Source organism: Neorhizobium sp. LMR1-1-1.1, assembly GCF_040675795.1.
In the GTDB taxonomy this organism is placed as follows: Bacteria; Pseudomonadota; Alphaproteobacteria; order Rhizobiales; family Rhizobiaceae; genus Neorhizobium; species Neorhizobium cellulosilyticum.
The window spans coordinates 1-26,255 of record NZ_JBEGHE010000037.1 but is presented as its reverse complement, the minus strand read 5'-3'; the positions used below and the strand labels follow the sequence as shown (position 1 = coordinate 26,255).

25 protein-coding genes and 1 tRNA gene are annotated in these 26,255 nt (G+C 60.1%); 16 read left to right on the top strand and 10 right to left on the bottom strand.

Annotated elements, in window-relative coordinates:
- Nucleotides 1-122: 122 nt before the first annotated feature.
- The gene (locus tag MRBLMR1_RS22610) at nucleotides 123-827 is read right to left on the bottom strand and encodes a hypothetical protein (protein WP_148148577.1); all 705 of its coding nucleotides are present in this window, start codon (nucleotides 825-827) and stop codon (nucleotides 123-125) included.
- Between the two features lie 256 nt (nucleotides 828-1,083).
- On the opposite strand from MRBLMR1_RS22610, the gene MRBLMR1_RS22605 reads away from it, so the two are divergent.
- Nucleotides 1,084-1,803, top strand: a complete 720-nt coding sequence (locus tag MRBLMR1_RS22605; RefSeq protein ID WP_148148578.1) for a ParA family protein — start codon at nucleotides 1,084-1,086, stop codon at nucleotides 1,801-1,803.
- 8 nt (nucleotides 1,804-1,811) lie between these two features.
- On the opposite strand, the gene MRBLMR1_RS22600 is transcribed toward MRBLMR1_RS22605, so the two are convergent.
- On the bottom strand, nucleotides 1,812-2,849 hold the full coding sequence (locus tag MRBLMR1_RS22600) for an NAD(P)-dependent alcohol dehydrogenase (protein WP_148148579.1): 1,038 nt from the start codon (nucleotides 2,847-2,849) through the stop codon (nucleotides 1,812-1,814).
- A 308-nt stretch (nucleotides 2,850-3,157) separates the two neighbouring features.
- On the opposite strand from MRBLMR1_RS22600, the gene yghU reads away from it, so the two are divergent.
- Both yghU and MRBLMR1_RS22590 read left to right on the top strand, forming a co-directional pair.
- A complete protein-coding gene (gene yghU, locus MRBLMR1_RS22595; protein ID WP_148148580.1) occupies nucleotides 3,158-4,063 on the top strand; it encodes a glutathione-dependent disulfide-bond oxidoreductase in 906 nt (301 codons plus the stop codon).
- Nucleotides 4,064-4,074: 11 nt separating this feature from the next.
- Nucleotides 4,075-4,452: a hypothetical protein gene (locus MRBLMR1_RS22590; protein WP_148148581.1), complete on the top strand. Its 378-nt coding sequence runs from the start codon at nucleotides 4,075-4,077 to the stop codon at nucleotides 4,450-4,452.
- A gap of 40 nt (nucleotides 4,453-4,492) precedes the next feature.
- On the opposite strand, the gene ubiV is transcribed toward MRBLMR1_RS22590, so the two are convergent.
- The 3 genes from ubiV to ubiT are packed head-to-tail and all read right to left on the bottom strand — an operon-like array spanning nucleotide 4,493 to nucleotide 6,929.
- Nucleotides 4,493-5,431: a ubiquinone anaerobic biosynthesis protein UbiV gene (ubiV, locus tag MRBLMR1_RS22585; RefSeq protein WP_148148582.1), complete on the bottom strand. Its 939-nt coding sequence runs from the start codon at nucleotides 5,429-5,431 to the stop codon at nucleotides 4,493-4,495.
- A 5-nt stretch (nucleotides 5,432-5,436) separates the two neighbouring features.
- Nucleotides 5,437-6,414, bottom strand: a complete 978-nt coding sequence (ubiU, locus tag MRBLMR1_RS22580) for a ubiquinone anaerobic biosynthesis protein UbiU (protein ID WP_148148583.1) — start codon at nucleotides 6,412-6,414, stop codon at nucleotides 5,437-5,439.
- A complete protein-coding gene (gene ubiT, locus MRBLMR1_RS22575; protein ID WP_148148584.1) occupies nucleotides 6,405-6,929 on the bottom strand; it encodes a ubiquinone anaerobic biosynthesis accessory factor UbiT in 525 nt (174 codons plus the stop codon). Before ubiT ends, ubiU begins: the two co-directional genes overlap by 10 nt.
- Nucleotides 6,930-7,038: 109 nt before the next feature.
- On the opposite strand from ubiT, the gene MRBLMR1_RS22570 reads away from it, so the two are divergent.
- The 6 genes from MRBLMR1_RS22570 to scpA all read left to right on the top strand — a co-directional run bounded on the left by MRBLMR1_RS22570 (nucleotide 7,039) and on the right by scpA (nucleotide 14,214).
- Nucleotides 7,039-8,580 (top strand): UbiD family decarboxylase, encoded by a 1,542-nt coding sequence (locus tag MRBLMR1_RS22570; RefSeq protein ID WP_148148585.1) that lies wholly within the window; start codon nucleotides 7,039-7,041, stop codon nucleotides 8,578-8,580.
- Complete coding sequence (locus MRBLMR1_RS22565; protein WP_353654167.1) at nucleotides 8,577-9,149, top strand: UbiX family flavin prenyltransferase; 573 nt, start codon at nucleotides 8,577-8,579, stop codon at nucleotides 9,147-9,149. Before MRBLMR1_RS22570 ends, MRBLMR1_RS22565 begins: the two co-directional genes overlap by 4 nt.
- Nucleotides 9,142-10,251: an NnrS family protein gene (locus MRBLMR1_RS22560; protein ID WP_148148587.1), complete on the top strand. Its 1,110-nt coding sequence runs from the start codon at nucleotides 9,142-9,144 to the stop codon at nucleotides 10,249-10,251. Before MRBLMR1_RS22565 ends, MRBLMR1_RS22560 begins: the two co-directional genes overlap by 8 nt.
- 31 nt (nucleotides 10,252-10,282) lie before the next feature.
- Nucleotides 10,283-10,765 (top strand): hypothetical protein, encoded by a 483-nt coding sequence (locus MRBLMR1_RS22555; protein ID WP_500066344.1) that lies wholly within the window; start codon nucleotides 10,283-10,285, stop codon nucleotides 10,763-10,765.
- A 69-nt stretch (nucleotides 10,766-10,834) separates the two neighbouring features.
- The gene (locus MRBLMR1_RS22550; protein ID WP_148148588.1) at nucleotides 10,835-11,536 is read left to right on the top strand and encodes a DUF2161 family putative PD-(D/E)XK-type phosphodiesterase; all 702 of its coding nucleotides are present in this window, start codon (nucleotides 10,835-10,837) and stop codon (nucleotides 11,534-11,536) included.
- 512 nt (nucleotides 11,537-12,048) lie between these two features.
- The gene (scpA, locus tag MRBLMR1_RS22545) at nucleotides 12,049-14,214 is read left to right on the top strand and encodes a methylmalonyl-CoA mutase (RefSeq protein ID WP_500066342.1); all 2,166 of its coding nucleotides are present in this window, start codon (nucleotides 12,049-12,051) and stop codon (nucleotides 14,212-14,214) included.
- A gap of 3 nt (nucleotides 14,215-14,217) precedes the next feature.
- On the opposite strand, the gene MRBLMR1_RS22540 is transcribed toward scpA, so the two are convergent.
- Nucleotides 14,218-15,213 carry a LacI family DNA-binding transcriptional regulator gene (locus tag MRBLMR1_RS22540; RefSeq protein WP_148148600.1) on the bottom strand — a complete coding sequence of 332 codons (996 nt, stop codon included), beginning with the start codon at nucleotides 15,211-15,213 and terminating at the stop codon, nucleotides 14,218-14,220.
- Nucleotides 15,214-15,333: 120 nt separating this feature from the next.
- Entirely contained in the window at nucleotides 15,334-16,050 is a 717-nt protein-coding gene (locus MRBLMR1_RS22535; protein ID WP_148148590.1) for a GntR family transcriptional regulator, read from the bottom strand.
- Nucleotides 16,051-16,289: 239 nt separating this feature from the next.
- On the opposite strand from MRBLMR1_RS22535, the gene MRBLMR1_RS22530 reads away from it, so the two are divergent.
- The 7 genes from MRBLMR1_RS22530 to MRBLMR1_RS22500 all read left to right on the top strand — a co-directional run bounded on the left by MRBLMR1_RS22530 (nucleotide 16,290) and on the right by MRBLMR1_RS22500 (nucleotide 23,223).
- Nucleotides 16,290-17,381, top strand: coding sequence for an ABC transporter ATP-binding protein (locus tag MRBLMR1_RS22530; protein WP_148148591.1), 1,092 nt, complete (start codon nucleotides 16,290-16,292; stop codon nucleotides 17,379-17,381).
- A gap of 35 nt (nucleotides 17,382-17,416) precedes the next feature.
- On the top strand, nucleotides 17,417-18,706 hold the full coding sequence (locus tag MRBLMR1_RS22525) for an ABC transporter substrate-binding protein (protein WP_148148592.1): 1,290 nt from the start codon (nucleotides 17,417-17,419) through the stop codon (nucleotides 18,704-18,706).
- 208 nt (nucleotides 18,707-18,914) lie between these two features.
- Nucleotides 18,915-19,826 (top strand): ABC transporter permease, encoded by a 912-nt coding sequence (locus MRBLMR1_RS22520; RefSeq protein WP_148148593.1) that lies wholly within the window; start codon nucleotides 18,915-18,917, stop codon nucleotides 19,824-19,826.
- 2 nt (nucleotides 19,827-19,828) lie between these two features.
- Nucleotides 19,829-20,647: an ABC transporter permease gene (locus MRBLMR1_RS22515; RefSeq protein ID WP_148148594.1), complete on the top strand. Its 819-nt coding sequence runs from the start codon at nucleotides 19,829-19,831 to the stop codon at nucleotides 20,645-20,647.
- A gap of 10 nt (nucleotides 20,648-20,657) precedes the next feature.
- Complete coding sequence (locus MRBLMR1_RS22510) at nucleotides 20,658-21,404, top strand: aspartate/glutamate racemase family protein (RefSeq protein WP_148148601.1); 747 nt, start codon at nucleotides 20,658-20,660, stop codon at nucleotides 21,402-21,404.
- Nucleotides 21,401-22,234 (top strand): GNAT family N-acetyltransferase, encoded by an 834-nt coding sequence (locus tag MRBLMR1_RS22505; protein WP_148148595.1) that lies wholly within the window; start codon nucleotides 21,401-21,403, stop codon nucleotides 22,232-22,234. Before MRBLMR1_RS22510 ends, MRBLMR1_RS22505 begins: the two co-directional genes overlap by 4 nt.
- 218 nt (nucleotides 22,235-22,452) lie before the next feature.
- Nucleotides 22,453-23,223 (top strand): siderophore-interacting protein, encoded by a 771-nt coding sequence (locus MRBLMR1_RS22500; protein ID WP_148148596.1) that lies wholly within the window; start codon nucleotides 22,453-22,455, stop codon nucleotides 23,221-23,223.
- A 49-nt stretch (nucleotides 23,224-23,272) separates the two neighbouring features.
- On the opposite strand, the gene MRBLMR1_RS22495 is transcribed toward MRBLMR1_RS22500, so the two are convergent.
- From MRBLMR1_RS22495 to MRBLMR1_RS22485, 3 genes are all read right to left on the bottom strand, one after another.
- The gene (locus tag MRBLMR1_RS22495) at nucleotides 23,273-23,932 is read right to left on the bottom strand and encodes a peroxiredoxin (RefSeq protein ID WP_148148597.1); all 660 of its coding nucleotides are present in this window, start codon (nucleotides 23,930-23,932) and stop codon (nucleotides 23,273-23,275) included.
- 225 nt (nucleotides 23,933-24,157) lie between these two features.
- The gene (recQ, locus tag MRBLMR1_RS22490) at nucleotides 24,158-25,987 is read right to left on the bottom strand and encodes a DNA helicase RecQ (RefSeq protein ID WP_500066350.1); all 1,830 of its coding nucleotides are present in this window, start codon (nucleotides 25,985-25,987) and stop codon (nucleotides 24,158-24,160) included.
- A 144-nt stretch (nucleotides 25,988-26,131) separates the two neighbouring features.
- Nucleotides 26,132-26,208, bottom strand: a tRNA-Met gene (locus tag MRBLMR1_RS22485).
- Nucleotides 26,209-26,255: the final 47 nt, after the last annotated feature.

Here is a 26,255-nt window from a genome sequence, read left to right as displayed (position 1 = left end):
CAGCGACGGCGGCGCTCAGGGCCGGACAACACTTCTATCTTAGGTATGTGACTGGTCATAATGGGCACATTACTCCTAACACTTAACAAGTGGGAGATCGTGTCCGGGGGTTTAGGGGGCCACTACACGACCTTCCCAACCAGGACTGCATCCAACTCCATCTTGAGAACGTCATCAAAATTTGGTTTCTCTGCTGCCCAGCGAGCTGCGAGCTTCTCCATCTCACCATGCGTTTCGTCGCGTATTTTTCTAAGGCCATCAGCAAACTGGCTGTAATTGGACCGTACGGAGATATGCATGTCCGAAAGCCATTCATTTCGTTCGCTTTCTAAAATTTCGTCGGCGGAGAGATTAAGGGAAAGCGGCGTGCCGTTCATGTAGGCATCTGCGGCGTCCAGTGCCTGCTCCAATTCAACAGTCGAGGTGTCGGATAAAGAGACGTCCCCACCAATAAATTCGTAAGCTTCTTGCAACTCCATTGCGCTATGAAAAACGGTTGTTTCGTCTCTATGAATGTTAGAGTGGGGGAGAATGATTTGTTGCAGCAGAACCAGACGGCGTAGGCGCTCGTGCAACTCCTTGGCGAACACTTCGTGCCCAATTGGCAAACGCCCACCAGAAACAACATTGAAGAGCAAACTGAAAACAAACTGGTCGAGGTAGATTACCTTTTTATCGAGCCACGGAAGCGCGATATTCTCTGTATGCCGACAGCTTGAACATCTCATCGTAAGGGTATGGCCACCGGCTCGGAGAAATCCAAAGGTTTTCTTTTCACAGACCGCGCATACTGAAAATGGCGCTCGCTCCCAGGTAAAATCCTTCATTAATCCACCTTGAGGTCTGATGCGGTGTCAGGCGGGAAGGCCTAGACTCGCAGATACTAGACCAGAGGTAGGTACCTCTCAACGATCAGCGAAAATGGATCGAGCGTAGCCGCCTAAGGTCGACAGAAGCTTTCAGCACTACCCCATCGCCCGACCTCAATCATTCATTAACCATATCCACCAACAATAGACCGGCGCATCATGAGGGTGCGGCCAGAGCCATTATCGGCTCGCAGCCGAACAGGTTCCCTTAAGAATGCCCGTCATCACTTTCGCCAATACCAAGGGCGGCGCCGGCAAGACGACTGCGGTGCTTTTGCTTGCAACCGAGCTTGCACAGGTCGGTTACCGCGTGACCGTGCTCGATGCCGATCCGCAGCGCTGGATCTCGCGCTGGCACCAGCTTTCGCCCGGCCTGCCGCGCCTTTCCGTGATTTCCTATGTGACGCAGGCATCGATCGAGCGGCATATCGCCGACAACCGCTACACGACGGATTATTTCATCGTCGACCTTCCGGGCGCTCAGAGCCCGCTGCTGGCCAAAGCGATCGGCCTTTCCGACCATGTGCTGATCCCGATCCAGGGCTGCGCCATGGATGCCCAGGGCGGCGCGAACGTGCTGGAACTCCTGCGCTTCCTTGATGACAAGGCAGGCATCAAGGTTCCGCATTCGGTGGTGCTCACCCGCGTCAACTCGATGGTGACGACGCGCGCGCTTCTGGCTGTCAAAATGCTGCTTCTGGAACGGGGCGTCGAGGTGCTCGGCACGCCGATCATCGAACGCGCCGCCTTCCGCGATATTTTCGATCTTGGCGGCACGCTCCACACGATGGATGATAGCCGGATCAGCAATCTCGACAAGGCAAGGCAGAACGCCCGCAATTTCGCTCTCGAAATGCTGCGGCACGTGCCGCTCCGGGGCACCAAGCCGATTTCGGAACAGACGACCGCCCGCCGTTTCTGGCAGGCGGCCTGATCGAGCTTTTAAGCTTTCACCTTGATCTGCAGCTTGACGTCGGACGCATGTCCGGCGGCAGCACGCTCGAAGGCGGCGATCGATTCCTTGAAATCGAACGTGCCGGTGACCAAAGGCTTGAGGTCGACCTTGCCCGAGGCGATCAGTTCCAGCGCCCGGTCAAAGATGTTGGCGTAACGGAAGACGGTCTCGATGCGGACTTCCTTGGAGATCGCGCTCGCCACGTCGAACGGCACCGGCTCCACCGGCAGGCCGACGAGAACGAAAGCGCCGCCCGGACGCACCAGATCGAACATGCCCTGATAGGCCCTGGGGCTGCCGCTTGCCTCGAACACCACATCGACGCCCCAACCGGACGTTTCCTGCGCGATCACATCGGCGAAGGACTGCTCGCGAACATTGACCGGGATGATGCCGGGATATTGCGCGGCGATCTTCAGTTTGTCGGCGCTCAGATCCGAAACGAACACGCGGGCGCAGCCGCCGGCCAGGGCCGCCAGCGCCACCATGATGCCGATCGGGCCAGCGCCTATGACGGCCGCCACATCGCCCGGCTGCAATCTGGCGCGGGTCGCCGCCTGCATGCCGATCGCAAAAGGCTCGACCATTGCGCCTTCTTCGAAAGACACATTGTCGGGCAGCTTGTAGGTAAAGGCCGCAGGGTGAACGGTGTACGGCGCCAGCACGCCATGGATCGGCGGCGTCGCCCAAAAACGCACGTCGGGATCGACATTATAAAGGCCGAGTTTCGACGCCCTTGACGAAAGGTTCGGGATGCCCGGCTCCATGCAGACACGGTCGCCGACCTTGAGGTTCTTCACCTCCGAGCCAATCTCGACCACCGTTCCGGCAGCCTCGTGGCCCAGCACCATTGGCTCGCGCAGCACATAGGGGCCGATCGCACCGTGAGTGTAATAGTGCACGTCGCTGCCGCAGACGCCGACGGTGTCGATCTCGATCTTCACGTCGCCCGGCCCAACCTCCAGCGGAAGATCGATCTCCCTCAGCGCCAGCTTGCCTTTTTGCTCCAGTACAAGAGCCTGCATTTCGTTTTCCTTCCCTATTGCCCGGAACCGCCCGGCCGCCGTTTCGGCAGGCCAGGTCATGGGGTGTTCATTCCAGCCTCGACAACCATAACCGTGCAAAAGCAGTTATGCGACTGGGCTTGATTGACAAATGAGAAATATTTCAGGGAGCAAACTTTTGCTCATTTCCCTTGTGACGCATGAAAAAATGCGCCTCGCCTGACAGCCATCATCTTTATAGAAGTCGGCGGTAGCAGGTGGCCGCCCAGTTCCTATATTGAACCCGGCGCAAGCCGCTTTTATGGCGCGATGAGCAAGGACAGATTTCGATGACCGATAAATCCCCCGCCGACAATTTCCCCGCAGGCTACGAACCTTCCAAGGTCTGGACCTGGGAAAAGGGTAATGGCGGCCAGTTTGCCAATATCAACCGGCCGATCGCCGGCCCGACCCAGACCAAGGAACTGCCGGTCGGAAAACACCCGCTGCAGCTTTATTCGCTCGGCACGCCGAACGGCGTCAAGGTGACGATCCTGCTCGAGGAGCTTCTGGCGGCAGGGCATTCCGGCGCCGAATACGATGCCTGGCTGATCAATATCGGCCAAGGCGACCAGTTCGGTTCGGGCTTCGTCGATATCAATCCAAACTCAAAAATCCCGGCCCTGCTGGACCATGCGCCGAAGGATGGCGGTAAACCGATCCGCCTGTTCGAATCGGCTTCGATCATGACCTATCTGGCGGAAAAATTCGGCGCCTTTCTGCCGACCGATGCCCGCACGCGGGCGGAAACGCTGAACTGGCTGTTCTGGCAAATGGGCTCGGCGCCGTTCGTCGGCGGCGGTTTCGGCCATTTTTATGCCTATGCACCGATCAAGATCAAATATGCGATCGACCGTTACGCGATGGAAACAAAGCGCCAGCTTGACGTGCTCGACCGGCATCTTGCCGAAAACCAGTTCATGGCAGGCAAGGAATACACGATTGCCGACATGGCGATCTGGCCGTGGTACGGCAATCTGGCGCTCGGCCAGGCCTACGGCGATGCCGGTGACTTTCTCGACGTTCAGAGTTATACGCACCTGCAGCGCTGGACGGCGGAAGTTTTCGCCCGGCCGGCGGTAAAGCGTGGGCGCATGGTCAACCGCATGTCGGGTGATCCCTCCGAACAGCTGCACGAGCGTCACGACGCTGCCGATTTCGACACCAAGACGGCCGATAAGGTCGCAAAAACGTAAAGGACCGAGACATGGCAAACCTGCCCGAAATGACCAAACATCGCGGTTTTCCGGGCGGCCTGCCAGGGACTGGAACCCAGTTCACCATCCGTCGCGCCAATCCCAAGGGGGTCACGCCGCTGAAGGCGATCCCCCGTAAGGCGCGGCCGGGCACCAAGGAACACCGCGTCGATGCGGCCTTCTTGCATGCACTCTGGTTCTATTTCGGCGACCAGCCCTTCGAGCGCGGCAATCTCGATGCCGCGCGGCTCTGCCTGCTCTTCGGCCGTGAAGTGATGCCGGCGGACAAGGATTTCGATCCGCTGTCCTACGAGTCGCTGCTCGTCATCAACGAAAAAGTCGCCCGCCAGAACTTTCCGGAAAGCTTCGACGAGATTTTTGAAGTCTGAGGCAGCCTTTCACGGGGCTGCCCCCAACTCACTTCTGTAATCAAGCCGGCCATGCGGCCTGCAGGCTGCGGGTGCGCGCCACCCAGACCGCGCCTTCCTTGGCGTGGTGAAAACCGTTGGCAAGCGGGGCTGCGGCGTAAAGCTGCCGGAGTTTTGCAACACCTGCATCCGCATCCACCGCTCCGTCCAGGACAGCACGATGCAGCTTTGCCACCGCCACCATGTCGCAATCCTGCGGCGACAGGCGGAACGAGCGCACCCCGGCTTCGACCAGATGATCCAGTTCGCCCAGAAGCGACTGGCAGGCATGCGAGACGGTCTGCACGCCGTTCAGCGCCAGGAAGGACTGTCGGTCGAGCGTGCGCACCGGCAGCCCATCCGGGTCCTCACCGCAGACGAACTGGCAATTGTCCTTGATCTTGCCCTTGGAGCGGGCATGCGCGCAGCGTGCGGAAATGGCGAGCGGCATGCGGCCGAAGGCAAAGACCTCGAAATCGATATCCGGCAATTCGGCAGTGATTTCCTTCACCGAAGAGAAGGGAAGTTCCGGCGGCAGACAGATGCGTGTTGCGCCGCGGCTCGCGAGCAATCTCGCGGTCGGCGCGTTATAGACATTGACCAGCGGCCCGATCGTATGCGGCTTGTCTTTCAGGATCGCCAGCGCGGAGAGGTCATTGGCTTCCATCAGATGCTCGCTGACCTCGGCCATTTCGCGGATCTGCTTGCTCTCACGGTTGAGCGTTACCAGCGCAAGGGTCGATAGAATCACCGTCTTTCCGGCGCTTTCCAGACGCTCGACAACCTCGGCCAAATGCGGCTCGATGAAATGCTGGCGTTTCGAACAGACGGTCTCGCCGATCACCACTCGGTCGACCGGCGCTTCATCGGCAATACGGAAGTGGAAATCGCGCCACTTTTCCGCATTCCATAGATAATAGACCGGCCCGAGCGTCAGGCTGGTTTTCTTCATATCGGTCATGAGGCTTATCTCCAGCGTTTCTCGTAGGCGCCGGACGTCGTTTTCTGTCCTTCGCTCATGGTCCGCAGACGCGCGAGAAGCGGCGCCCGGCGATCCGGCGGACTGTTCAGCGCCGCCTTCATGGTCGACACGACTTCGGCCACATAGGCCTTGCCGCGTTGCCGGCCTTCGATCTTCAAGGCCTTCACGCCGGCCGCCTTCAGCGCCTCCAGTTCACCCATCACGTCGAGCGAGACCGGATCCTCGAAGGCGTAACCGTTGCTGTCGGCAATATCGAACCGGCCCTTGCAAAGCGTCGGATATCCGGCCGCCTCGCCTGCCGGAAAGCGGTTGATGGTGAATTCGCCGAGTTCGGAGACGAGTTCGCCGCCATCCTTGCGGTAGCGCACATGGCTTGCCGGCGAACAGACGCCGTTCATGTTCGGCGATTTGCCCGTCGCATAAGACGAGAGCGAACAGCGGCCTTCCGCCATGACGCAGAGACCGCCGAAAACGAAGACTTCCATCTCGCATCGGATATTCTTGCCGATCCTTGCGATGTCGGCGATCGTCAACGTGCGCGGCAGCACGACGCGCTGGGCGTTGAAGGCATCGACGAGGAAATTGATTGCGTCGGGATTGGAGGCTGAGGCCTGGACGGAGACATGCAGACGCTGCTCAGGGTATTTTTCCGCCACATGCGCCATCAGGCCGAAATCGGCCAGGATCAGCGCATCGGCGCCGAGCGCCACTGCGTCTGCCGCGCCCTTGTACCAGATTTCCTCTGCGCCCGCGCGCATGAAGGTGTTGAGCGCCACGAAGGTCTGCGTGCCTTTGCGCTTCGCATAGGCGATCGCTTCCCGCAGCTCCTCGCGGGAGAAATTCAGGCCGGGAAAATTGCGGGCGTTGGTTTCATCGCGAAAACCGCAATAAACGGCATCGGCACCGGCATCGACGGCCTCGTGAAAGGCGGCCGGCGTGCCTGCGGGGCAGATCAGTTCCATGCTGCGGCTTCTCCTGCGGGCCTGTTTTGATCCTTCAGCGCACGGTCACGAATCTCCCCGATCACACGTCTGGCAATCGGCGCCAGGGGACCGGCGAGCTTCGCCAGATCCTTCTGAAGATCGATATTGCTGGCATCGAGCGCATTTCGCATGGCCAGCATCGCCTCCATGTCACCGGTCACCGAAAGATCACGCGAGAAAAACAGCGCATCGGCGTCGCAACGCCCTTCCATCAGCGCCAGAAGCAGGAAAAGTGGCGCTTCCGTTATTGCATCCGCCTCGATTTCCACCGGCTGGCGCAGCACCGAGATTTCTTCCCTGCCCGGCACGACGACGAAGGCCAGCGGAAGATCGGTCGGCAAAAAGGCGAATCGCTTTTGCCGATGCTCGTCCAGCCGCTCGAAAAGCCCCGGATGCGCCTTAGCGATGCGGCCGAACATAAGCCTGCAGATCCGCTCGATCAGCGGGATCGGGATCATATGGAGTGGCGCGGAAAGAATAGGCGGTATCAGCATGGGCGGACGACATTTTCGTTTCAGGGTTCCATGGAAGGTAAATCCCTCGTCCGCTAAACCACTTGAGCTATGACAAGGACGATTGGAAAATCTCTCGGCACAGAAAGGCATGACCCAACAAACCGCCTCCGCCCGAGCCTTGACCCCAGCCCTTCGGCGCCATGACGACCTGCAGCATTTTGCCCGGGAACTCGAAAATCGCGGCTTGTTGAAGCGGATTTCCCGGCCGGTCAGCCTGGTGCACGAGGTGACCGAAATCCATCGCCGCGTCCTTCAAGACGGCGGCCCGGCCCTGTGGTTCGAAAGCCCGGTCGATGCGGATGGCAATGTGGTCGCGATCCCGCTTCTCGCCAACCTGTTCGGCACGCGCGAGCGGATAGAGCTTGGCTTCGGGCTGGAGCCGGGCAGGATCGGCGATCTGGCCAAACTTCTGGGAGATCTGCGCGAACCCAAACCGCCGGCATCGCTGAAGGATGCGGTCGGCAAGCTGCCGATGCTGCGCTCAGCCTTGTCGCTCGGCGTGCGCCGCCAGACCAGCTGGGCGCGGAGCCAGGAGCAGCTGCTGATCGGCGACGAGATCGATCTCGGCAAACTGCCGATCCAGTGGTGCTGGCCGGGCGAACCCGCGCCGCTTATCACCTGGCCGCTCGTCGTCACCCGCGGTTTCGAGGATGAGAACGACGTCAATCTCGGCGTCTATCGGATGCAGAAGCTCGGCCGCGACCGGCTGATCATGCGGTGGCTTGCGCATCGCGGCGGCGCAGGACACCACCGGCAATGGCAGAAGGCAGGGCAGGACATGCCGGTGGCCATCGCCATCGGTGCCGACCCGCAGACTATTCTTTCGGCCGTCATGCCGCTGCCCGAAGGGATGAGCGAGCTTTCTTTCGCCGGCGTGCTGCGCCGTCGCCGCAGCCGTGTCGTCAAGGCCAAAACCCAGCCGCTCTATGTTCCGGCCAATGCGGAAATCATCATCGAAGGCACGGTCTCGGCGTCCGAAATGGCCGACGAAGGCCCCTATGGCGATCACACCGGCTATTACAATGCCGTCGATCGTTTTCCGGTGATGCAGGTGACCGCGATCACCATGCGCAAGAAGCCCGTCTATCTGTCCACCTATACCGGTCGCCCGCCGGACGAACCTTCCGTCATGGGCGAGGCGATGAACGAGCTTTTCATCCCGCTGGTGAAAAAGCAGTTCCCGGAAATCGTCGATCTGTGGCTGCCGCCGGAAGCCTGCTCCTATCGCGCCATCGTCGTTTCGATCGACAAGCGTTATCCCGGCCAGGCGCGACGGATCATGCTTGGCCTCTGGTCGATGCTGCCGCAGTTCAGCTATACGAAACTGATCATCGCGGTTGATCCTGACGTCAACGTGCGCAGCTGGCCGGATGTCATCTGGGCGCTTTCCACCCGCTTCGACGCCTCGCGCGACATGGTGGTGCTCGACAATACGCCGATCGACTATCTCGACTTCGCCTCGCCGAAACACGGCCTAGGCGGCAAGCTCGGCCTCGATGCAACCGACAAGATCGGCGCTGAGACCGACCGCGAATGGGGCCGGGTTCTCGCCATGACGCCCGAGGTCAAGGACCGCGTTTCCGCCATGTGGAGCGAACTCGGCCTCGGTCCCGCCGGAGAAAAGGCGTGAAGCGCGTCGTCCTCGGCGTCGCCGGGGCCTCGGGCGCGGCGATCGCGATGCGGATCGGCGAGCTGCTTGCAAACCTCCCGGATGTGGAGCTGCATCTCGTCGTCTCCGACGCAGGAAAACGAACGATCGCCCATGAACTCGGCCCGGATGCGCTCGGCAATCTCGCCAAACTCGCAAGACACAATTACTCGGCTAATGATATCGGAGCCACGATCGCCAGCGGCTCGTTCAAGACGGCTGGCATGATCGTCGCGCCCTGCTCCATGCGGTCGCTTGCAGCAATCGCCACCGGCCTTTCAGACAATCTCCTCACCCGTGCCGCTGACGTGCACCTCAAGGAACGGCGAAAGCTGATCCTGCTCGCCCGCGAAACACCCCTGCATCTCGGCCATCTTCGCAACATGGTCGCGGTCACCGAGATGGGAGCGACCATCATGCCTCCCGTCCCCGCCTTCTACCGGCGCCCGGAAACCATCGCCGACATCGTCACTCACATCGCCGCCCGCGCCATCGACCAGCTTGATCTCGGACAGTCGCCACTTGCCGTCGAATGGGACGGCAATGCCTGAGGGAAACGCGCAGACACAAGCGCCTTTCGACTATTTCCGCATCGCCTTTTTCTTGGCCGCACTCACCGCCATCCGGGCGATCGCCTTCCCCTCGGAGATCTGGCAGGGCGATTATTCCCGGCACGCCAACGAACTGATCTTCGGCTTCATGCTGGTGCAATTGTTCGGCTTCATGCTGAAGGCGCTGCCGCGCTGGGTCGGCCGGCCGATCCTTGCGCCGTCGCCCATTCGGCTGTTTCTTTTCGCCCAGGCAATCGCATTCCTGCTCGGCATCTACGATCTCGTCCTCGGCGCGCAGCTTCGGTCACTCATCGGCCTTGCGGCTGTCATTGCCCTTTCCGTCACGACGATCCGGGCACGGGCAATCATGGCCTTTCCGCTGCTGGCGCTTGCCAGCGCCCATGCAGGCACCGGCGTCATTGCAGCCTTCGATCTCTGGCCGGGCGCCACCATGCTCGGCTTCTGCCTGATCCTTGCGATCTGTTTCGAGGTCGGCAATCGCATCTTTCCGATGGTGATCGATTCAGGGCGAACGCGCGACGGACGGCCGTCGCGACCGCTTCCGGCGAAATGGATTTCTCTCACCCAGCGGATCAGCAGCCTGCTGACATTGCTTCTCTGGGCCTTCGACCTCCCCTATGCGCTTGCAGCTGCACTCGCCAGCATCAGCGGAATCATCTGGCTCGCTCAAATTGCGCCCTGGCATGCCTTCCAATATGGCGGCGTACGCTTCATCACCTTCGCCATGGCCGCAAAACGCGTCGGCTTTCTGCTTCTTGCGATCCAGGCTTGGCCGGGAAGCACGATGCCGCTTGCCGTGCCACAGCATGTTCTGGCGATCGCCGGGCTAGCCTCGCTTGCCGTCGCCATCGCCACGTCGATGGTCAGAAAGCGCAACGGCCAATCCTTCCAACGCTCATTTCTCGGCACGACAACCTATCTCTGCCTTGCCAGCGCGCTTGCGCTGCGTCTTGGCTATGCCGTCTTTCCGGAGCATGGGCCGGGCCTGCTCCACGCCGCCCAGGTCTTCTGGCTTGCGGGGTTTGCGGGGTATGCGGTGCTTATACTGCGCCGGAGAAACACACCCAATTGCTCGCATTGATTTCGGGCTCGCTTATTGAGACGATGAGGAAATGGCGCTCGACCCTGGAAACGCCGAAGAGGAGTTGAACCCGATGCCGCTCCCATTCTTCCTCCAAATGGCAAAACTGCCCGAGCCTTTCGACTGGCTGAAACCGCGCTGGCTCAAGCGGTGGACAAACCGTCAAAAAGCGCGAAATGCCATCCTTCACAATTCCCGCAAGCCCAAGCTGACGCCGGAAGAAGCACGCCGCGATCATCGGGAGATGCTGCGGTTTCTCGGGCTCAATGCGCTTCTCGGCATTTCCATCGGCATCAGCGTCGGTATTGCCCTGATCGCGCTCGATATCGGCGGCCTGAGGGGGCTTATCATGCGGGCAACAAACCCGATCCTGCCGCTTTTACTCGTGCTGGTGCCCTTTGCCTCTCTGTTTGGCGGGGCGGCTGCGGCCTCTGCCATTCTCACGCTTCCCTATGAAAGCAAGTTTCAGGAAGACGAGGAGGACAAGTCCGAGGACGAACCTTCGTCCCGATGAAGCAGCACAAAGGGTGGGTTTGCAGATGCAAATCAGCTATCGGTCACTGATCACCGATATCAGGCTGGCATGGAAACCTCGCTCTATCTCCCCGTCAAACAGTTCCTCGAAACTTGCGGCTATTCGGTCAAGGGAGAGATCGGCGGCTGCGATGTCATGGGCTTAAGCGAAGGCGACCCGACCGTAATGGTCGTCTGCGAGCTGAAACTCAGCTTCAATCTTGAGCTCATTCTGCAGGCGGTCGACCGCGCGAGTTCGGCCGACGAAGTGTGGATCGCCGCCCGTGTCTCGGCAAAGGGCCGCGGCCGGGAGGCCGACAAACGTTACCGCGATCTCTGCCGCCGGCTCGGCATCGGCATGCTCGGCGTGTCGGACAAGGGAGAGGTCAGCATCCTCGTCAGCTCCGTCTCGCCGATGCCACGCACCAATCCGAAACGGCGCACCAAGCTGATCAGGGAACACCGCAAACGACAGGGCGACCCGGCGCTTGGCGGCTCGACCAAGGTCCCAATTATGACCGCCTATCGCCAGCAGGCGCTGGCGTGCGCCTGCGCACTTGTAGACGGCCCACTCCGGCCGCGCGATCTCAAAGCCATCACGCCCAAGGCTGGCGCGATGCTGCGCGACAATTATTACGGCTGGTTTGAGAAGATCGACAAAGGCGTCTATGGCCTGAGCGGGGATGGTGCGAAGGCGGTGGAGACCCTGGTGCCTGCAAAAGTTGAAGCAGAATCCTTTGCGGAGTCGGCGCTTCAAGAAAAAAACCTCTAAAATCATTTCCTCAATCGTCCCCGCCCTCTCATCCCATGCCTACAATCCCTCCGTTCCGTCACGGATACACCGGCAGTCGTGCCGGCGAGGCGGGATCGGTTCTGGTGATGGAGGGAGGACGTAAATCTTCACCACCGGGGTCCGCGGAAAATGGTCTCCCTCCGACGACACGGGGGAGGCGGTGAGGTTTCGGACCGACCTTTCCGCTTCTGTTGCCCGAACGGCGCGTTGGATGTGCCTGTGCGGCACACATGGTGGCCTGAAGGATGGTTTCGCCGGGCTTTTAAAGTCCGCCCGTGAAAGCGGGAAACCCGGCGGTAAAGGATCATCCGGCAAGGCCACGGCAGAGGGACCGGAGTCGCGGACAAAAACTGCCGAACGGGGCGCTGAGAGGTGTCACCTATAAACTTAAACTAAGAGGCAGCTTTCAGCGCCCCGTCCAAGTTCTATATTGCTCACCACGGCGTTTCTAAAACGCGCGTGAACGAAACCGCATGTTCAGGAGGAAACCGGTGTCGGATAACAGCTCGAAGCCGCATCAGCAGGCCAATAAGAAAGATTGGGAAACGCTTGCCGAAAAGGAACTGAAGGCATCGCCCGAAACGCTGACCTGGCATACGGCGGAAGGGATCGACATCAAGCCGCTTTACACGGCGGCGGATCTTCAAGGCATCGATCACCTCGATACGATGCCGGGTATCAAACCCTTCGTGCGCGGACCGCGCGCCACCATGTATGCCGGAAGACCCTGGACGATCCGCCAATATGCCGGCTTTTCCACCGCCGAAGCCTCCAACGCATTCTACCGTCGCAATCTCGCCGCCGGCCAGAAGGGGCTTTCCGTCGCCTTCGACCTTGCCACCCATCGCGGTTACGATTCGGACCATCCGCGCGTCGAAGGCGATGTCGGCAAGGCGGGCGTGGCAATCGATAGTGTCGAGGATATGAAGATCCTGTTCGACGGCATTCCGCTGAAGGACATGTCGGTATCGATGACGATGAACGGCGCGGTCATCCCGATTCTGGCCTCCTTCATCGTCGCCGGCGAAGAGCAGGGCTGTTCGCGCGCCGAACTTTCCGGAACGATCCAGAACGACATCCTCAAGGAGTTCATGGTCCGCAACACCTACATCTACCCGCCCGAACCCTCGATGCGGATCGTTGCCGACATCATTGAATATACGGCAAAGGAAATGCCGCGTTTCAACTCCATCTCGATTTCCGGCTATCACATGCAGGAGGCCGGCGCGACGCTGGTGCAGGAACTGGCCTTCACGCTGGCCGATGGTCGCGAATATGTGCGGGCGGCACTCGCCAAGGGGCTGAATGTCGATGATTTCGCCGGACGCCTGTCCTTCTTTTTCGCCATCGGCATGAATTTCTTCATGGAAGCGGCAAAGCTTCGTGCCGCGCGCTTGCTTTGGTCGCGGATCATGGAAGAGTTCGAGCCAAAAAAAGCATCCTCGCTGATGCTTCGAACCCATTGCCAGACATCCGGCGTCTCGCTGCAGGAACAGGACCCCTACAACAACGTCATTCGCACGGCTTACGAGGCGCTGTCGGCGGTTCTCGGCGGCACGCAATCGCTGCATACCAACGCGCTGGACGAGGCGATGGCGCTGCCGACGGATTTTTCAGCCCGCATTGCCCGCAACACTCAGCTGATCCTGCAGCATGAAACGGGCGTGACCAAGGTCGTCGATCCGCTGGCCGGGTCCTATTACGTCGAAAGCCTGACCAACGAGCTGGCGGAAAAAGCCTGGGAGCTGATCGAGGAGGTCGAGAAACTCGGCGGCATGACCGAGGCGGTTGCCGATGGCCTGCCCAAGCGCCTGATCGAGGAAGCAGCGACGCTGCGCCAGGCGAAGGTCGACCGGGGACAAGAGATCATCGTCGGCGTCAACAAGTTCCGGCTGGAGAACGAAGACGATATCGACATTCTGGCGATCGACAATTCGGCTGTGCGCAAGTCGCAGATCGCCCGCCTTGAGAAGGTGCGCCGCCAGCGCGATCCGAAACGGGTCGAAGAGACGCTGGCCGCCCTTTCCGAAGCGGCGAAATCCGGCACCGGCAATCTGCTGGAGGCCGCGGTCGAAGCTGCACGGGCGCGCGCCACGGTCGGCGAAATATCCGATGCCATGCGAAAATCTTTCGGCGATCATGCAGCCGTGCCGGAAGTGGTGGGCGACATCTACGGCCCGGCCTATAGCGACGATCCGGAATACAAGACGATCGTAAGCCGGCTATCCGATTACGGGAAATCGACCGGCAAGCCGAAGATCCTCGTCGCCAAGCTCGGCCAGGATGGGCATGACCGCGGTGCCAAGGTGATTGCTTCCGCCTTCGGCGATATCGGCTTCGAAGTGCTGGCCGGCCCGCTGTTCCAGACGCCGGAAGAAGCAGCCGATCTGGCTGTGAAGGAAAAGGTTCAGGTCGTCGGCATGTCGTCGCTTGCCGCGGGTCACCGGACGCTTGCGCCGCAACTGGTGGAAGCGCTGAAGAACAAGGGTGCGGAAAACATTATCGTCGTGGTCGGCGGCGTCATTCCGCGGCAAGATTACGAGTATCTGCTGCAAAACGGCGTCGCAGCCGTATTCGGACCCGGCACCAACGTCCTCGATGCAGCGAATTCGATCATCGACCTGCTCGAAGGCAAAAGGAGAAATGCGGTCGCCTGACCCTCAGGGCTTGGAAAAGCTCTTGCGGAAAACGATTTGCGGAATGACCCGCTCACAGGCGCGCGGTTCGTCCGGGTTCTGCTGCCGCCGGTCGAGCAGCATCACGGCGCGCGCCGCGATCGCTGCCGGATCCTGCCGGAACGTGGTGAGGCCGTAACTCAGCCATGCCGCCTCCGGCACGTCGTCAAAGCCGATCAGTGCCACGTCATCCGGCACCGACAAGCCGAACTCCTGACGGATCACATCCATCGCGCCGAATGCCAGAAGGTCGTTGGCGCAGAAGATCGCGTCGGGACGCTCGCCTTCGGCAAACAGTGTGCGAGCCGCAACAAGGCCGCCGTCATAATCGGAATCGCGGCCATGGGCGATCCGCACGTCAAACCCGGCAGCATGGGCTGCGGCGACAAAAGCGTTTTCGCGCTCGGCAATGCTCGGCGTGGCGGAGCGGGAGCCGATGACCGCCAGCCGCCGACGTCCGGCGGCGATGAAAGTGTCCGCCGCGTCCCGTGAAGCCTCGGCATTGCCGGCGAGAACCCGGTCGGCATCCGGCTCGGCCCGGCCGATGACGACAAGCGGCTGGCCATTGCGCTGGGCAAGTTCGAAGAAGCTCGCCGGTGGCGAACCGGAAAGGATGACGGTTGCCTCGGCACGGTGGCCGATCAGCATTTTCTGGGCTGCCAGCAATTCCTCCTCGGTCTCGCCGGTATTGATGAGGACGGGAATGGAGCCGCGGCGAATGAGCGCCTTGGTCAGTGCCGCCGTCAGATGGGCGCGAAAACCGATTTCCGGCTTGGTCGCCACCACGCCGACCAGCCGGCTCTGGTTGGCAAGCACACCGCGGGCAAGATCGTTGACGTGGTAACCGAGTTCCTCAGCAGCTTTCAAAACCTTCTCGCGGGTCGCGGGTGCAACGCTTGCGCCTTCCGTGAAGGTCCGCGATACGGCTGAACGCGAAACGCCCGCGAGTTGCGCCACCTGTTCAGCGCTGACAAAGCGCATTTTCCTGTCGTCTCTCATGCTACATTTCACGCCTGTTTGCTGCACAGCCGTGCAGACCGCGTGACATGTCTTAAAGATCGACATTTACAGTGACATGACAGTTAGCCACGAAAAAAAGGCCTATGTGATCGCGAGCGCATCCTTCAGCGCCACGCCTTGCTTCGGCTGCAGGTCGAGATCGGCTTCGATGTGGTCGATATGATGCAGCATAAGGTCGGCTGCACGTTTGGCATCACCGCGTTCGATCAGGTCGAGAATGGCAAAATGTTCGCTGTGGCCGCAGCTCGACACGCCGGAGCGGCCGTAAAGCGCAATGACCAGCGATGAGCGCGCCACGAGTTCATCCATGAAGCGCTGCAGGATTGCATTGCCGGCAACGGAGGCCAGCATGAGATGGAAATCGCCAGATGCCTTGATTTCCGCCCGTCTTGCTGCCGGGCCGCGCTCGTTCATGTAACGCTCTTCCTCGACCAGCTGTTCGCGAAAACGGGCGATGTCTTCCGCCGTGATCCGCTCGGCGGCACCGGCAACGATGCCAGGCTCGATCAGGCGGCGGGATGCAAAAATCTGCCGCGCCTCATCCGGCGTCGGGTTCGAAACGAAGGCACCGCGGTTACGCTCGGTCTTCACCAGCCCTTCGAAAGTGAGCATCTGCAGGGCGGCGCGTGCCACTGTGCGGCTGACGTCGAAAAGCGCGCCAACTTCCGCTTCCGACAGTTTCGTCCCCGGTGCCAACCGCCGGTCTATAATGGCGTTGCGCAGCGACTCGCGGATCGCCATCGAGCGGTCTTCAGTCAAGGTATCGGGAGAAGCAGTGGTCTTTTCGAGCAAGGTCATAGGTTTTCGTCCGGCATGCCCTTGTTCTAACGCGTTGCAGGGGCCTCTGCATAGTGGGATGTTTCGCAATCCCATATTCAGATTGCATACAATTTGAACAGGCGATCGGAAACGATCGCTGCAATTTTGCGCAACCGCAAATATCGAAAAACGCCGCGATCGAAAATATCGTTGATCTTCAAAGGAGAATTGAACTGGCACGGCTCCTGCATCACCAAGACAATCGCAGGAGAATGCCTATGAGCAAAGCCGCTGAAATAGACATCGTATCCGTCTCCAAGATCTATGGGGCCACCACGGCCGTCCATGAGATCAGTCTGAAGATCCCGGCCGGCACCTATTGCTGCCTGCTCGGTCCTTCGGGCTGCGGCAAGACCTCGACGCTTCGGATGATCGCCGGGCACGAGAGCATCTCGACGGGCGATATCCGTCTCGGCAACGCGGTCGTCACCGACCTGCCGCCGGCCAAGCGCGGCACGGCGATGATGTTCCAGTCCTATGCGCTCTTCCCGCATCTCGATCTCGTCGACAATGTCGCCTTCTCGCTGAAGATGAAGGGCGTCGAAAAGGACGAGCGCCGCGCCAAGGCGATGGACATGCTGCGGCTGATGCAGCTCGAAGCCTATGCGACGCGCCGCCCGGCGCAGCTTTCCGGCGGCCAGCAGCAGCGCGTGGCACTCGCCCGCGCTCTGATCACCGATCCGGAAGCGCTTTTGCTCGACGAGCCGCTTTCGGCGCTCGACCCGTTTTTGAAAATCCGCATGCGGGCTGAATTGAAAAAGCTGCAGACCTCGCTCGGCATCACCTTCGTGCATGTGACCCACAGTCAGGAAGAGGCGATGGCGCTGGCCGATATCATCGTCATCATGAATGACGGGCGCATCGAGCAGGCCGCCCATCCGCGCACGGTGTTCGAGCGCCCGGCGACGGCCTTCGTCGCCAAGTTCATGGGCGACCATAACGTGATTTCAGGCCGGGTGACGAAAAGCGAGGGCGACGAGCTGATGATTTCTGTACCGGCCGGCGGCGATTTTCTGGCCATCGGCGCCGGTGCTGCCGGCCTTACCGATACGGCCGACATCGCGGTTCGCACCGACCATGTCCGCGTTGCGCCCGCGACCGAAAAGGGCCTCGGGTTCACCGGTTCGGTCTCGAACGTCGAATATCGCGGCTCATCGGTGAAGCTCACCGTCAACGGTGCCGGTGTGGAGGATTTTACCGCGATCCTCAGCGACAAGGACTATTTCGCCAATCCCGTGAAGGTTGGCGACGCCATTCCGCTTTCCTGGGGGCGCGAGGACGCGCTCGTGCTGGGGCGGCTGAAGCACTGAAAACACAACAATAAAACCTCAAGAGGAGAACTGACATGACCGAGACGACGAAAACGGCCAAGGGCATATCCCGCCGTTCGCTTTTGAAAACGGCATCGGCCGCGGCCGGTCTTGCCGCCGGTTCAGGCGCGATCACCGGCTTCCCGACCATCTGGGCGCAGAACCCGATCACGCTTCGCCAGTTCGGCACCGGCGTTTCGAACCTCAATGCGATCGCCGAGAAGTGCAAAGCCGATCTCGGCATCACGCTCGAAATGACGGCGACCGATTCGGATGCCGCCGCCCAGCGCGCCGTCACCCAGCCGAAGTCCTATGACATTGCCGATATCGAATACTGGATCCTGAAGAAGGTCTATGCCGCCGGCGTGATCCAGCCGATGGATGTGAAGAAGCTGAAATATTACGACAAGGTCGTGCCGCTGTTCAAAAACGGCAAGCTTAAGCCCGACAGCGTGATCGCGCAGGGCACCGCACCGCATACGGTCGGTTTCGTCGAAAAGCCGGGCGACAAGACCTTTGCCAAGGAAGAGACCCAGTATTTCACCATGATGCCGACGATCTACAATGCCGATACGCTCGGCATTCGTCCGGATCTGGTTGGCCGCGAGATCACCACCTGGGCCGATATCATGGACCCGAAGTTCAAGGGCAAGACCTCGATCCTCAACATCCCGTCGATCGGCATCATGGATGCCGCGATGATCATGGAAGCGCTCGGCAACGTCAAATACGCCGACAAGGGTAACATGACCAAGGAAGAGATCGACAAGACGATCGACTTCCTGATCAAGGCCAAGCAGGACGGCCAGTTCCGCGCCTTCTGGAAGTCGTTCGATGAGTCGGTCAACCTGATGGCTTCGGGCGAAGTGATTATCCAGTCCATGTGGTCGCCGGCGGTTGCCGCCGTGCGTTCCAAGGGTATCGCCTGCAAATACCAGCCGCTCAAGGAAGGCTATCGCTCGTGGGGCGGCGGTCTGGGTCTCGCAGCGCACCTGACCGGCGCACAGCTCGACGCGGCCTATGAATATATCAACTGGTACACATCCGGCTGGGTCGGCGCCTATCTTAACCGCCAGGGCTATTATTCCGCCTGCATGGAAACCGCCAAGGAACACATGTCGGCCGACGAATGGGGCTACTGGATCGAAGGCAAGGCCGCGGCCGGCGATATCGTCGCGCCGGACGGCAAGGTGATGGAAAAGGCCGGCGCCGTGCGCGATGGCGGCTCTTTCGAGGAACGCATGGGCCATGTCGCCTGCTGGAACTCCGTCATGGACGAGGACCGTTACATGGTTCGTCGCTGGAACGAGTTCATCGCGGCTTAAAAGTCTGTGGCAGCGCCAAAAAAGCTGCCCCTCACCCTAGCCCTCTCCCCGTAAACGGGGAGAGGGGACGTGCCTCGCTCGACGCTGGCGAAGAATGGGAGACATCACGGCTTGCCACCTTCTCCCCACTTGCGGGGAGAAGGTGCCGGCAGACTGATGAGGGGCACTTGCTCCGACAAAACTGGCAGTTCCCGAGGGAGAATATGCAATGGCGACGATCACATCGACGGATACCGAAAATGCCGGGCGGGTTCGCAGACAGGGCTTTCGGCTGTCGCTTGCCGTCGTCTCATATCTGCAGGCGATTCCGCTGACGTTGATCCTCGGCTTCTTTCTCCTGTTGCCGATCCTGATGATCGCAGTCGTCAGCTTCTGGGACTACGACTTCGCCCAGATGTATCCCGACTTCCTGACGATGAACTATGCCGAAACGCTCGGTTCATGGGTTACCTGGAAGACCTATCTCAATACGCTGAAATATGCCGTGCTGGTCTGGGCGATCACCCTGTTCATCGGTTTCTGGGTCGCCTATTTCCTCGCCTTTCACATCCGCACGACATCGATGCAGATGGTGCTGTTCCTGATCTGCACCGTGCCGTTCCTGACATCGAACATCATCCGGATGATCTCGTGGATCCCGGTTCTCGGGCGAAACGGGCTGATCAACTCGGCGCTGGTGGGGTCCGGGGTCATTTCCGAACCGGTGGAATGGCTGCTCTATTCCGATTTCGCCGTCGTGCTCGCCATGGTGCATCTCTACACGCTGTTCATGGTGACGCCGATCTTCAACACGCTGATGCGTATCGACAAATCGCTGGTCGAAGCGGCGCGCGATGCCGGCGCCTCCTCCTGGCAGATTCTCTCGAACGTCATCATACCGCTGGCCAAGCCCGGCATGGCGATCGGCACGATCTTTGTCGTGACGCTGGTCATGGCCGATTTTTCCACCGTGCAGGTGATGTCCGGCGGGCAGAGCGCGTCCGTGGCGCTGATGATGAAGAACCAGATGTCGCTGCTGCAATACCCCGCCGCCGCCGCCAATGCCGTGGTGCTGCTGGTGCTCGTGCTGATGATGGTCGCCGGCATCCTGCGGATCGTCGATATCCGTAAGGAGCTTTAAACATGTACCGCGAAAAACGTTCCCGCGAATTCTACCTTCTCGCCATCTTCTTTTCCGTCTTCGTGCTGTTTCTCTACGGCCCGCTGTCGGCGATCCTGATCCTCTCCTTCCAGGGGCCGAATGGCGGCCTGACCTTCCCGCTCAATGGCGTATCGCTGCGCTGGTTCGTCAACCTGTTCGAGACCCAGGCGGTGGGCGATTTCGGCGGCTCGTTCCGCCGTTCGGCAATGCTCGGCATCATGGTGATGCTAGTTACCGTCGTCGTATCGCTTCTGGCCGGGCTTGCCTTCCGCCGAAAATTCATCGGCGCAACCGCGCTGTTCTATCTGGCGGTCGCAAGCCTCGTCGTACCCTCGATCATCGTTTCGCTCGGCATCGGCGTGCTGTTCAGCCAGCTCGGCCTGCAGCCGGCCTGGTATTCATCGGCCTTCGGCGCGCATCTGACCTGGACGCTGCCTTTCGGCGTGCTGATCATGTTCGCGGTGTTCAACCGCTTCTCGCCAGCTTACGAGGAAGCGGCGCGGGACCTTGGAGCATCCTCCTGGCAGACATTCTCGAATGTCGTATTGCCGATGATCGCGCCGAGCCTGATCGGCGTCGGCCTGTTCGGCTTCACGCTTTCCTATGACGAATTTGCCCGCACATTGATGACGGCAGGTTCGTTCAACACGTTGCCGCTGGAAATCTACGGCATGACGACCAATGTGACGACGCCGGTGCTTTATGCGCTCGGCACGGTCACCACGGTCTTCTCCTTCCTGGTGATTGCCGGCACGCTCGGCCTGATCGTCCATCTCAACCGCCGCAGACAGCGGAGCTGACATGCAGCCCATGCGCATTCTCATCGTCAATCCGAACACGACCAAAAGCATGACCGCAACGATCGCCGATAGCGCCCGCCGCGTTGCGGGGCGCGAGACGGAGATCGTCGCCGTGACCTCATCGATGGGACCGGTTTCGATCGAAGGTTATTATGACGAGGTTTTCGCCATTCCCGGCCTGCTCAAGGAGATCGCCATCGGCGAAAGGGAAGGCATAGATGCCGTCGTCATCGCCTGTTTCGACGATACCGGGCTTGATGCGGCACGCGCGCTTGCCGATGTTCCGGTGATCGGCATTTGCGAGGCAGCGGTCTCGGCCACCGCCTTCATAGCCCAGAAGTTCACCGTGGTGACGACGATGGAACGCTCACGGCTGCCGCTCGAACATCTGGTGCATCGCTACGGCATGTCGTCGCGGTGCAAGGTGCGGGCCGCAGACATTCCCGTGCTTTCTCTGGAAGATCCGAATTCCAATGCCCGCGACCGGTTGCGCAGCGAAATTGCGCTTGCTTTGAAGGAAGATCGGGCGGAAGCGATCGTGCTCGGTTGCGCTGGCATGGCGGACCTTACGGCCGAATTGAGGGCCGAATTCGGCGTGCCTGTCGTCGATGGCGTTGCAGCCGCAGTGAAACAGGCGGAATCGCTGGTGACGCTCGGCCTGTCGACCGCCAAGCGCGGCGCCTATGCGACACCGATCTCGAAACCCTATCGCGGCATGCTGGAAGTTTTCGAACCGGGCCGGCTGACGGGCTTATGAGTGAGGTCGTGATCCGTCCGCTCGATCTCAAGGAGATCGAGACACTGATCGACTGGGCGAAGGCCGAGGGATGGAATCCCGGGCTTGCCGATGCGCCGCCGTTTCAGTCCGCCGATGCGCAAGGCTTTATCGGCTTGTTCGTCGATGGCGTGATGACTGCGGGCATTTCCGCGGTTCGTTATGGTTCGACATTCGGTTTTATCGGTCTTTATATCGCCCATCCGGATTTTCGCGGGCGCGGTTACGGACGGCTGGTGTGGGATGCAGGCATGGCATATCTCAAAGGCCGCACGATCGGGCTGGATGGCGTGCCCGAGCAGCAGGCCAATTATCGATCCATGGGGTTCGCGCCCGATTACGAGACCTTTCGCTGGAGCGGGACACTCGAAGGCCGGCCTCATCCGCAGATCAGCCCGTTCGAAGAGGCTCATTTTCCGGCCCTGATCGAATTCGACAGGCGGTATTTTGCCGAAAGCCGCCCGGAATTCCTGAAGACGTGGCTGAAGGTTCCGAGACAGACGAAGGTGTTCGTTCGCAACGGCATCATCGCCGGTTATGCCGTCACGCGCCAATGCCATGAGGGTTACAAGATCGGGCCGATCCTTGCTGTGGATTTCGGCGTGGCGAGGGATTTGCTGTTTGCCTGCGCGACGGAGGCGAAAGGCAATGTTCTGCATATCGACGTGCCCGCCACCCAGATCGAATTTTCCAGCCTTCTCGATGGAGAAGGGTTCGTGCGTGGCTTCCGGACAACCCGGATGTATCGCGGAACGCCGCCTGCGTTCGACACCGCCGGTGTGTTCGGGGTGACGACGCTGGAGCTTGGTTGACGCTTGCGCAAGATAACTTGATAATTGTGTGAAAGTTTCTTTCCTGAGCCTACTTGCCTGTCCGGCGCGGCCGCGATAGGTCACATTGATATTGTCGATCTCAGGCTCGGCACGTAAGCGTTCACGTCAATCAACGCGCAGGATCGATTGGAGGACCAACGGTCTGCGCGGTCATGTCCGGCAGGCCTTCAGTTCTCCTCCCGAGAACAGGACAATTGATGGACACCTCAGCGACGACCCCTTCCCCGATCTATCCCGTTATCGAGCGCGTTCGGCACGAACTGAAGCGGCGCGAGCTTACCGTCGATACGGTCGATCGCATCACGCCGCATATGCTGCGCATCACCCTCAGCGGAGAATCCCTGTCTGATTTCACCAGTCTCGGTGCCGATGACCATGTGAAAGTGGTGGTGCCGGGCGCCAATGGCGAGATGGAAATGCGGGATTACACGCCGCGCTCCTATGACAATGAAACCGGCAGGCTGGTACTGGATTTCGCCGTACATGAGGCAGGACCGGCAACCAGATGGGCGATGGAGGCAAAACCCGGATCGACCGTGACAATTGCCGGGCCGCGCGGCTCTGCCGTCATTACCGGCGTCAGGAAATGGGTGTTGGTCGGCGACGAGACCGCTCTGCCGGCAATCGGCCGCCTGATCGAAGAGGCCAAGGCAGGTGACGTGATCACGGCTATCGGCGCGGTGACGGATGAGAGCGAGGAGCAGCAGTTTTCGGGTGCCGCAGATCTCACGACACGCTGGGTGCATCGCCCGGCTTCATCGGTCACCGATCCCCTGCCGATCATAACCGCACTCGATACAATAGAGCTGACGGCCGATACATTCGTCTGGGTGGCAGCGGAAGCATCCGTCGCCCGCGCAATCAAGACCTATCTCACGACAAGCCGCAACCACCCGCTTCCGTGGCTGAAGGCAGCCGGCTATTGGACCCGCGGTGCCGCCGATACCAGCATCAAGACGATCGATTGAAGCAAGAAAGGGGAGCCACAGCTCCCCTTCCTTTTCGTAACTCGGCCGATCAGGCTGTCGGCTGCTTGGTCTTGCGCAGATAGGGCAGGACGGTATCGAAGGAGCCGAAACGCTGGATGGCATCTTCATTGGATACAGCAGCGGTGATGATGACATCCTCGCCCTGTTTCCAGTTCGCCGGCGTGGCGACCTGGTGTTTGGCAGTCAGCTGGATACTGTCGATCGCACGCAATATTTCATCGAAGTTGCGGCCCGTTGTCATCGGGTAAGTCAGCACCAGCTTGATCTTCTTGTCCGGACCGATGACGAAGACCGAGCGGACGGTTGCGTTGTCGGCAGGCGTGCGGCCTTCCGAACTGTCGCCGGCACCCGCGGGAAGCATGTCGTAAAGCTTGGCGACCTTCAGATCCTTGTCGCCGATCAGCGGGTAATCGACATCGAAACCGGTGGCGGTGCGAATGTCGCCCTTCCACTTCTCGTGGCTTTCGACCGGATCGACCGAGATGCCGATGATCTTGACGCCGCGCTTGGCAAATTCGCCGGCAAGGCTGGCCATCGTGCCGAGTTCCGTGGTGCAGACGGGGGTGAAATTCTTGGGGTGCGAAAACAGGACCGCGTAATTGTCGCCGATCCATTCATGGAAGGAGATCGGGCCTTTGGACGTGTCGGCCTGAAAATCGGGGGCGATATCGTTGATGCGTAGGCTCATCTTTACTCTCCATTTTGTGGGTGGATTGAACCGTAAAGCCGAATGAAAGAGGAGCTTGAACATGCTCCATAAACTGCCGGCTATGAAAATAAACAGGCGTGGATCGGGTAAAAGCGGCAGGATAATTCCCGGCAAGCCCCGTCAGGTCAACTCCCCTTTTCAAGGGGGTGCTAAACTTTCGCCCGACAATTGCCGCAATGGCTTTCGGAAAAACGATTGCGGGTATCATTGGTGGGCCTGGATGATATCCAGAAACGCTTCGCCATAACGTTCCAGTTTCGTCTGCCCGACACCAGAGACCTCAAGCATTGCCTCCAGGCTCATGGGCTTGCGCGAGGCAAAGCCGACAAGGGTGGTGTCGGCAAATACGACATAGGGCGGGATGGACAACTCCTTGGCAATCTCCGTCCGCTTCCTGCGCAAGGCCTCGAACAGGATGGCATCCGCCTCGTCCAGGTCGGCGCGAGCGCCTTTCGCGCTTGTTGAAAGATTTCTGTCCGCCTTGCGGCCGGTCGGGCGATCCTTGCGGAAACGGACTTCCCGCTCGTGCCGGAACACGGCCCGGGCCTCCGGTTCCAGCTTCAGCGCACCGAAGGCATCGTGGTCGACCCTTATCAGGCCTGCGGCGAGAAGCTGGCGATAGACCGATTGCCAGGTCCTCAAGGGAAAGTCCTTGCCCGCGCCGAAAACCGGCATTTCGGTGTGGCCGAAACGCTGGGTCTTTTCATTGTCATTGCCGATGAGGACATCAATGAGATGGCCTGTGCCAAAACGCTCGCCGGTCCGGTAAATGGCTGCCAACGCCTTGATCGCCGCTTCCGTCCCGTCCCAGGTGTCCACCGGTTTCAGGCAGGTATCGCAATTGCCGCAACCACCCGCATGCGGCTCGCCGAAATGCGCAAGGATCGCCTGCCGGCGGCAGCCTGCGGTTTCGCAAATGCCGAGAAGCGCGTTCAGCTTGGCGCGTTCGACACGCTTGACCTCATCGGCAGAATTGCCGCCATCGATCATCCGACCGCGCTGGATGACATCGGCCATGCCATAGGCCATCCAGACCTCGGAGGGCAGGCCATCACGGCCGGCGCGACCGGTTTCCTGGTAATAGGCCTCGACCGAGCCCGGAAGATCGAGATGCGCGACATAACGCACATTCGGCTTGTCGATGCCCATGCCGAAGGCGACGGTGGCGACGAGGCAGAGCTCTTCCTCTTTGAGAAACGCATCCTGATGCCTATCGCGGATATCGCGCTCGAGGCCGGCATGATAGGGCAGTGCGTAGATACCCTGATCATTCAACCAATCGGCCGTCTCTTCCACCTTGGCGCGAGACAGGCAATAAACGATGCCGCTCGAACCCTTGTGGCGTGACAGGAACTGCAAAAGCTGCTGACGCGGCTGGTTTCTCTCGACGATCTCATAGGAAATATTCGGCCGATCGAAGGATGAGGTGAAGACGCGTGCATCGCCGAGGCCCAAGCGTTCGATGATGTCGTCGCGCGTATGCGGATCGGCGGTCGCCGTCAGCGCCATGCGGGGCACACCGGGATATAGCGTGGCAAGCGTACCGAGTTCACGATATTCGGGACGAAAATCATGGCCCCATTGGGAGACGCAGTGGGCCTCGTCGATGGCGAACAGAGAAACTTTGGCATTACCGATCAGGTCGCGAAACCCTTGAGTGACGATCCGTTCCGGCGTGACATAAAGAAGATCGAGCGTGCCGCTGGCCAGATCGCGGCGAACCTCACCGAATTCTTCGCGCGACAAGGACGAGTTGACGGCGGCAGCCCGTATGCCGACCTGCCTCAATGCCTCCACTTGGTCGCGCATCAGGGCGATCAGTGGCGAAACGACAATACCGACGCCGTCCCGACAAAGGGCGGGTACCTGGAAACACAGCGATTTGCCCGCACCGGTCGGAAACAGCACGACGGCGTCGCCTCCACCAACCACATGATCGATCACGTCTGCCTGCTGCCCACGAAAGGCCGGATAACCATAGATCCTTCGCAGCACTTCCAGCGGATTTTTGGGCCCATGGCCGCCTGTAGGCATGACGGATCCGCTTGGCATATCCTGCATATTCCCCTCGCTTTCACAGCTTGGGTACTATGGCACAGGCTGCGATACAACGGCGAGCTTTCGCTTAGTGAGAAAGCCGCAAACGGGGCGATTGTCGGTATGTTTTTTGCTTTGTTTTGGTTGCGGGGGCAGGATTTGAACCTGCGGCCTTCAGGTTATGAGCCTGACGAGCTACCGGGCTGCTCCACCCCGCGCCAAGCGTAAATCCCTTTGGGATTTATCGCGACTACGCCAACGATTA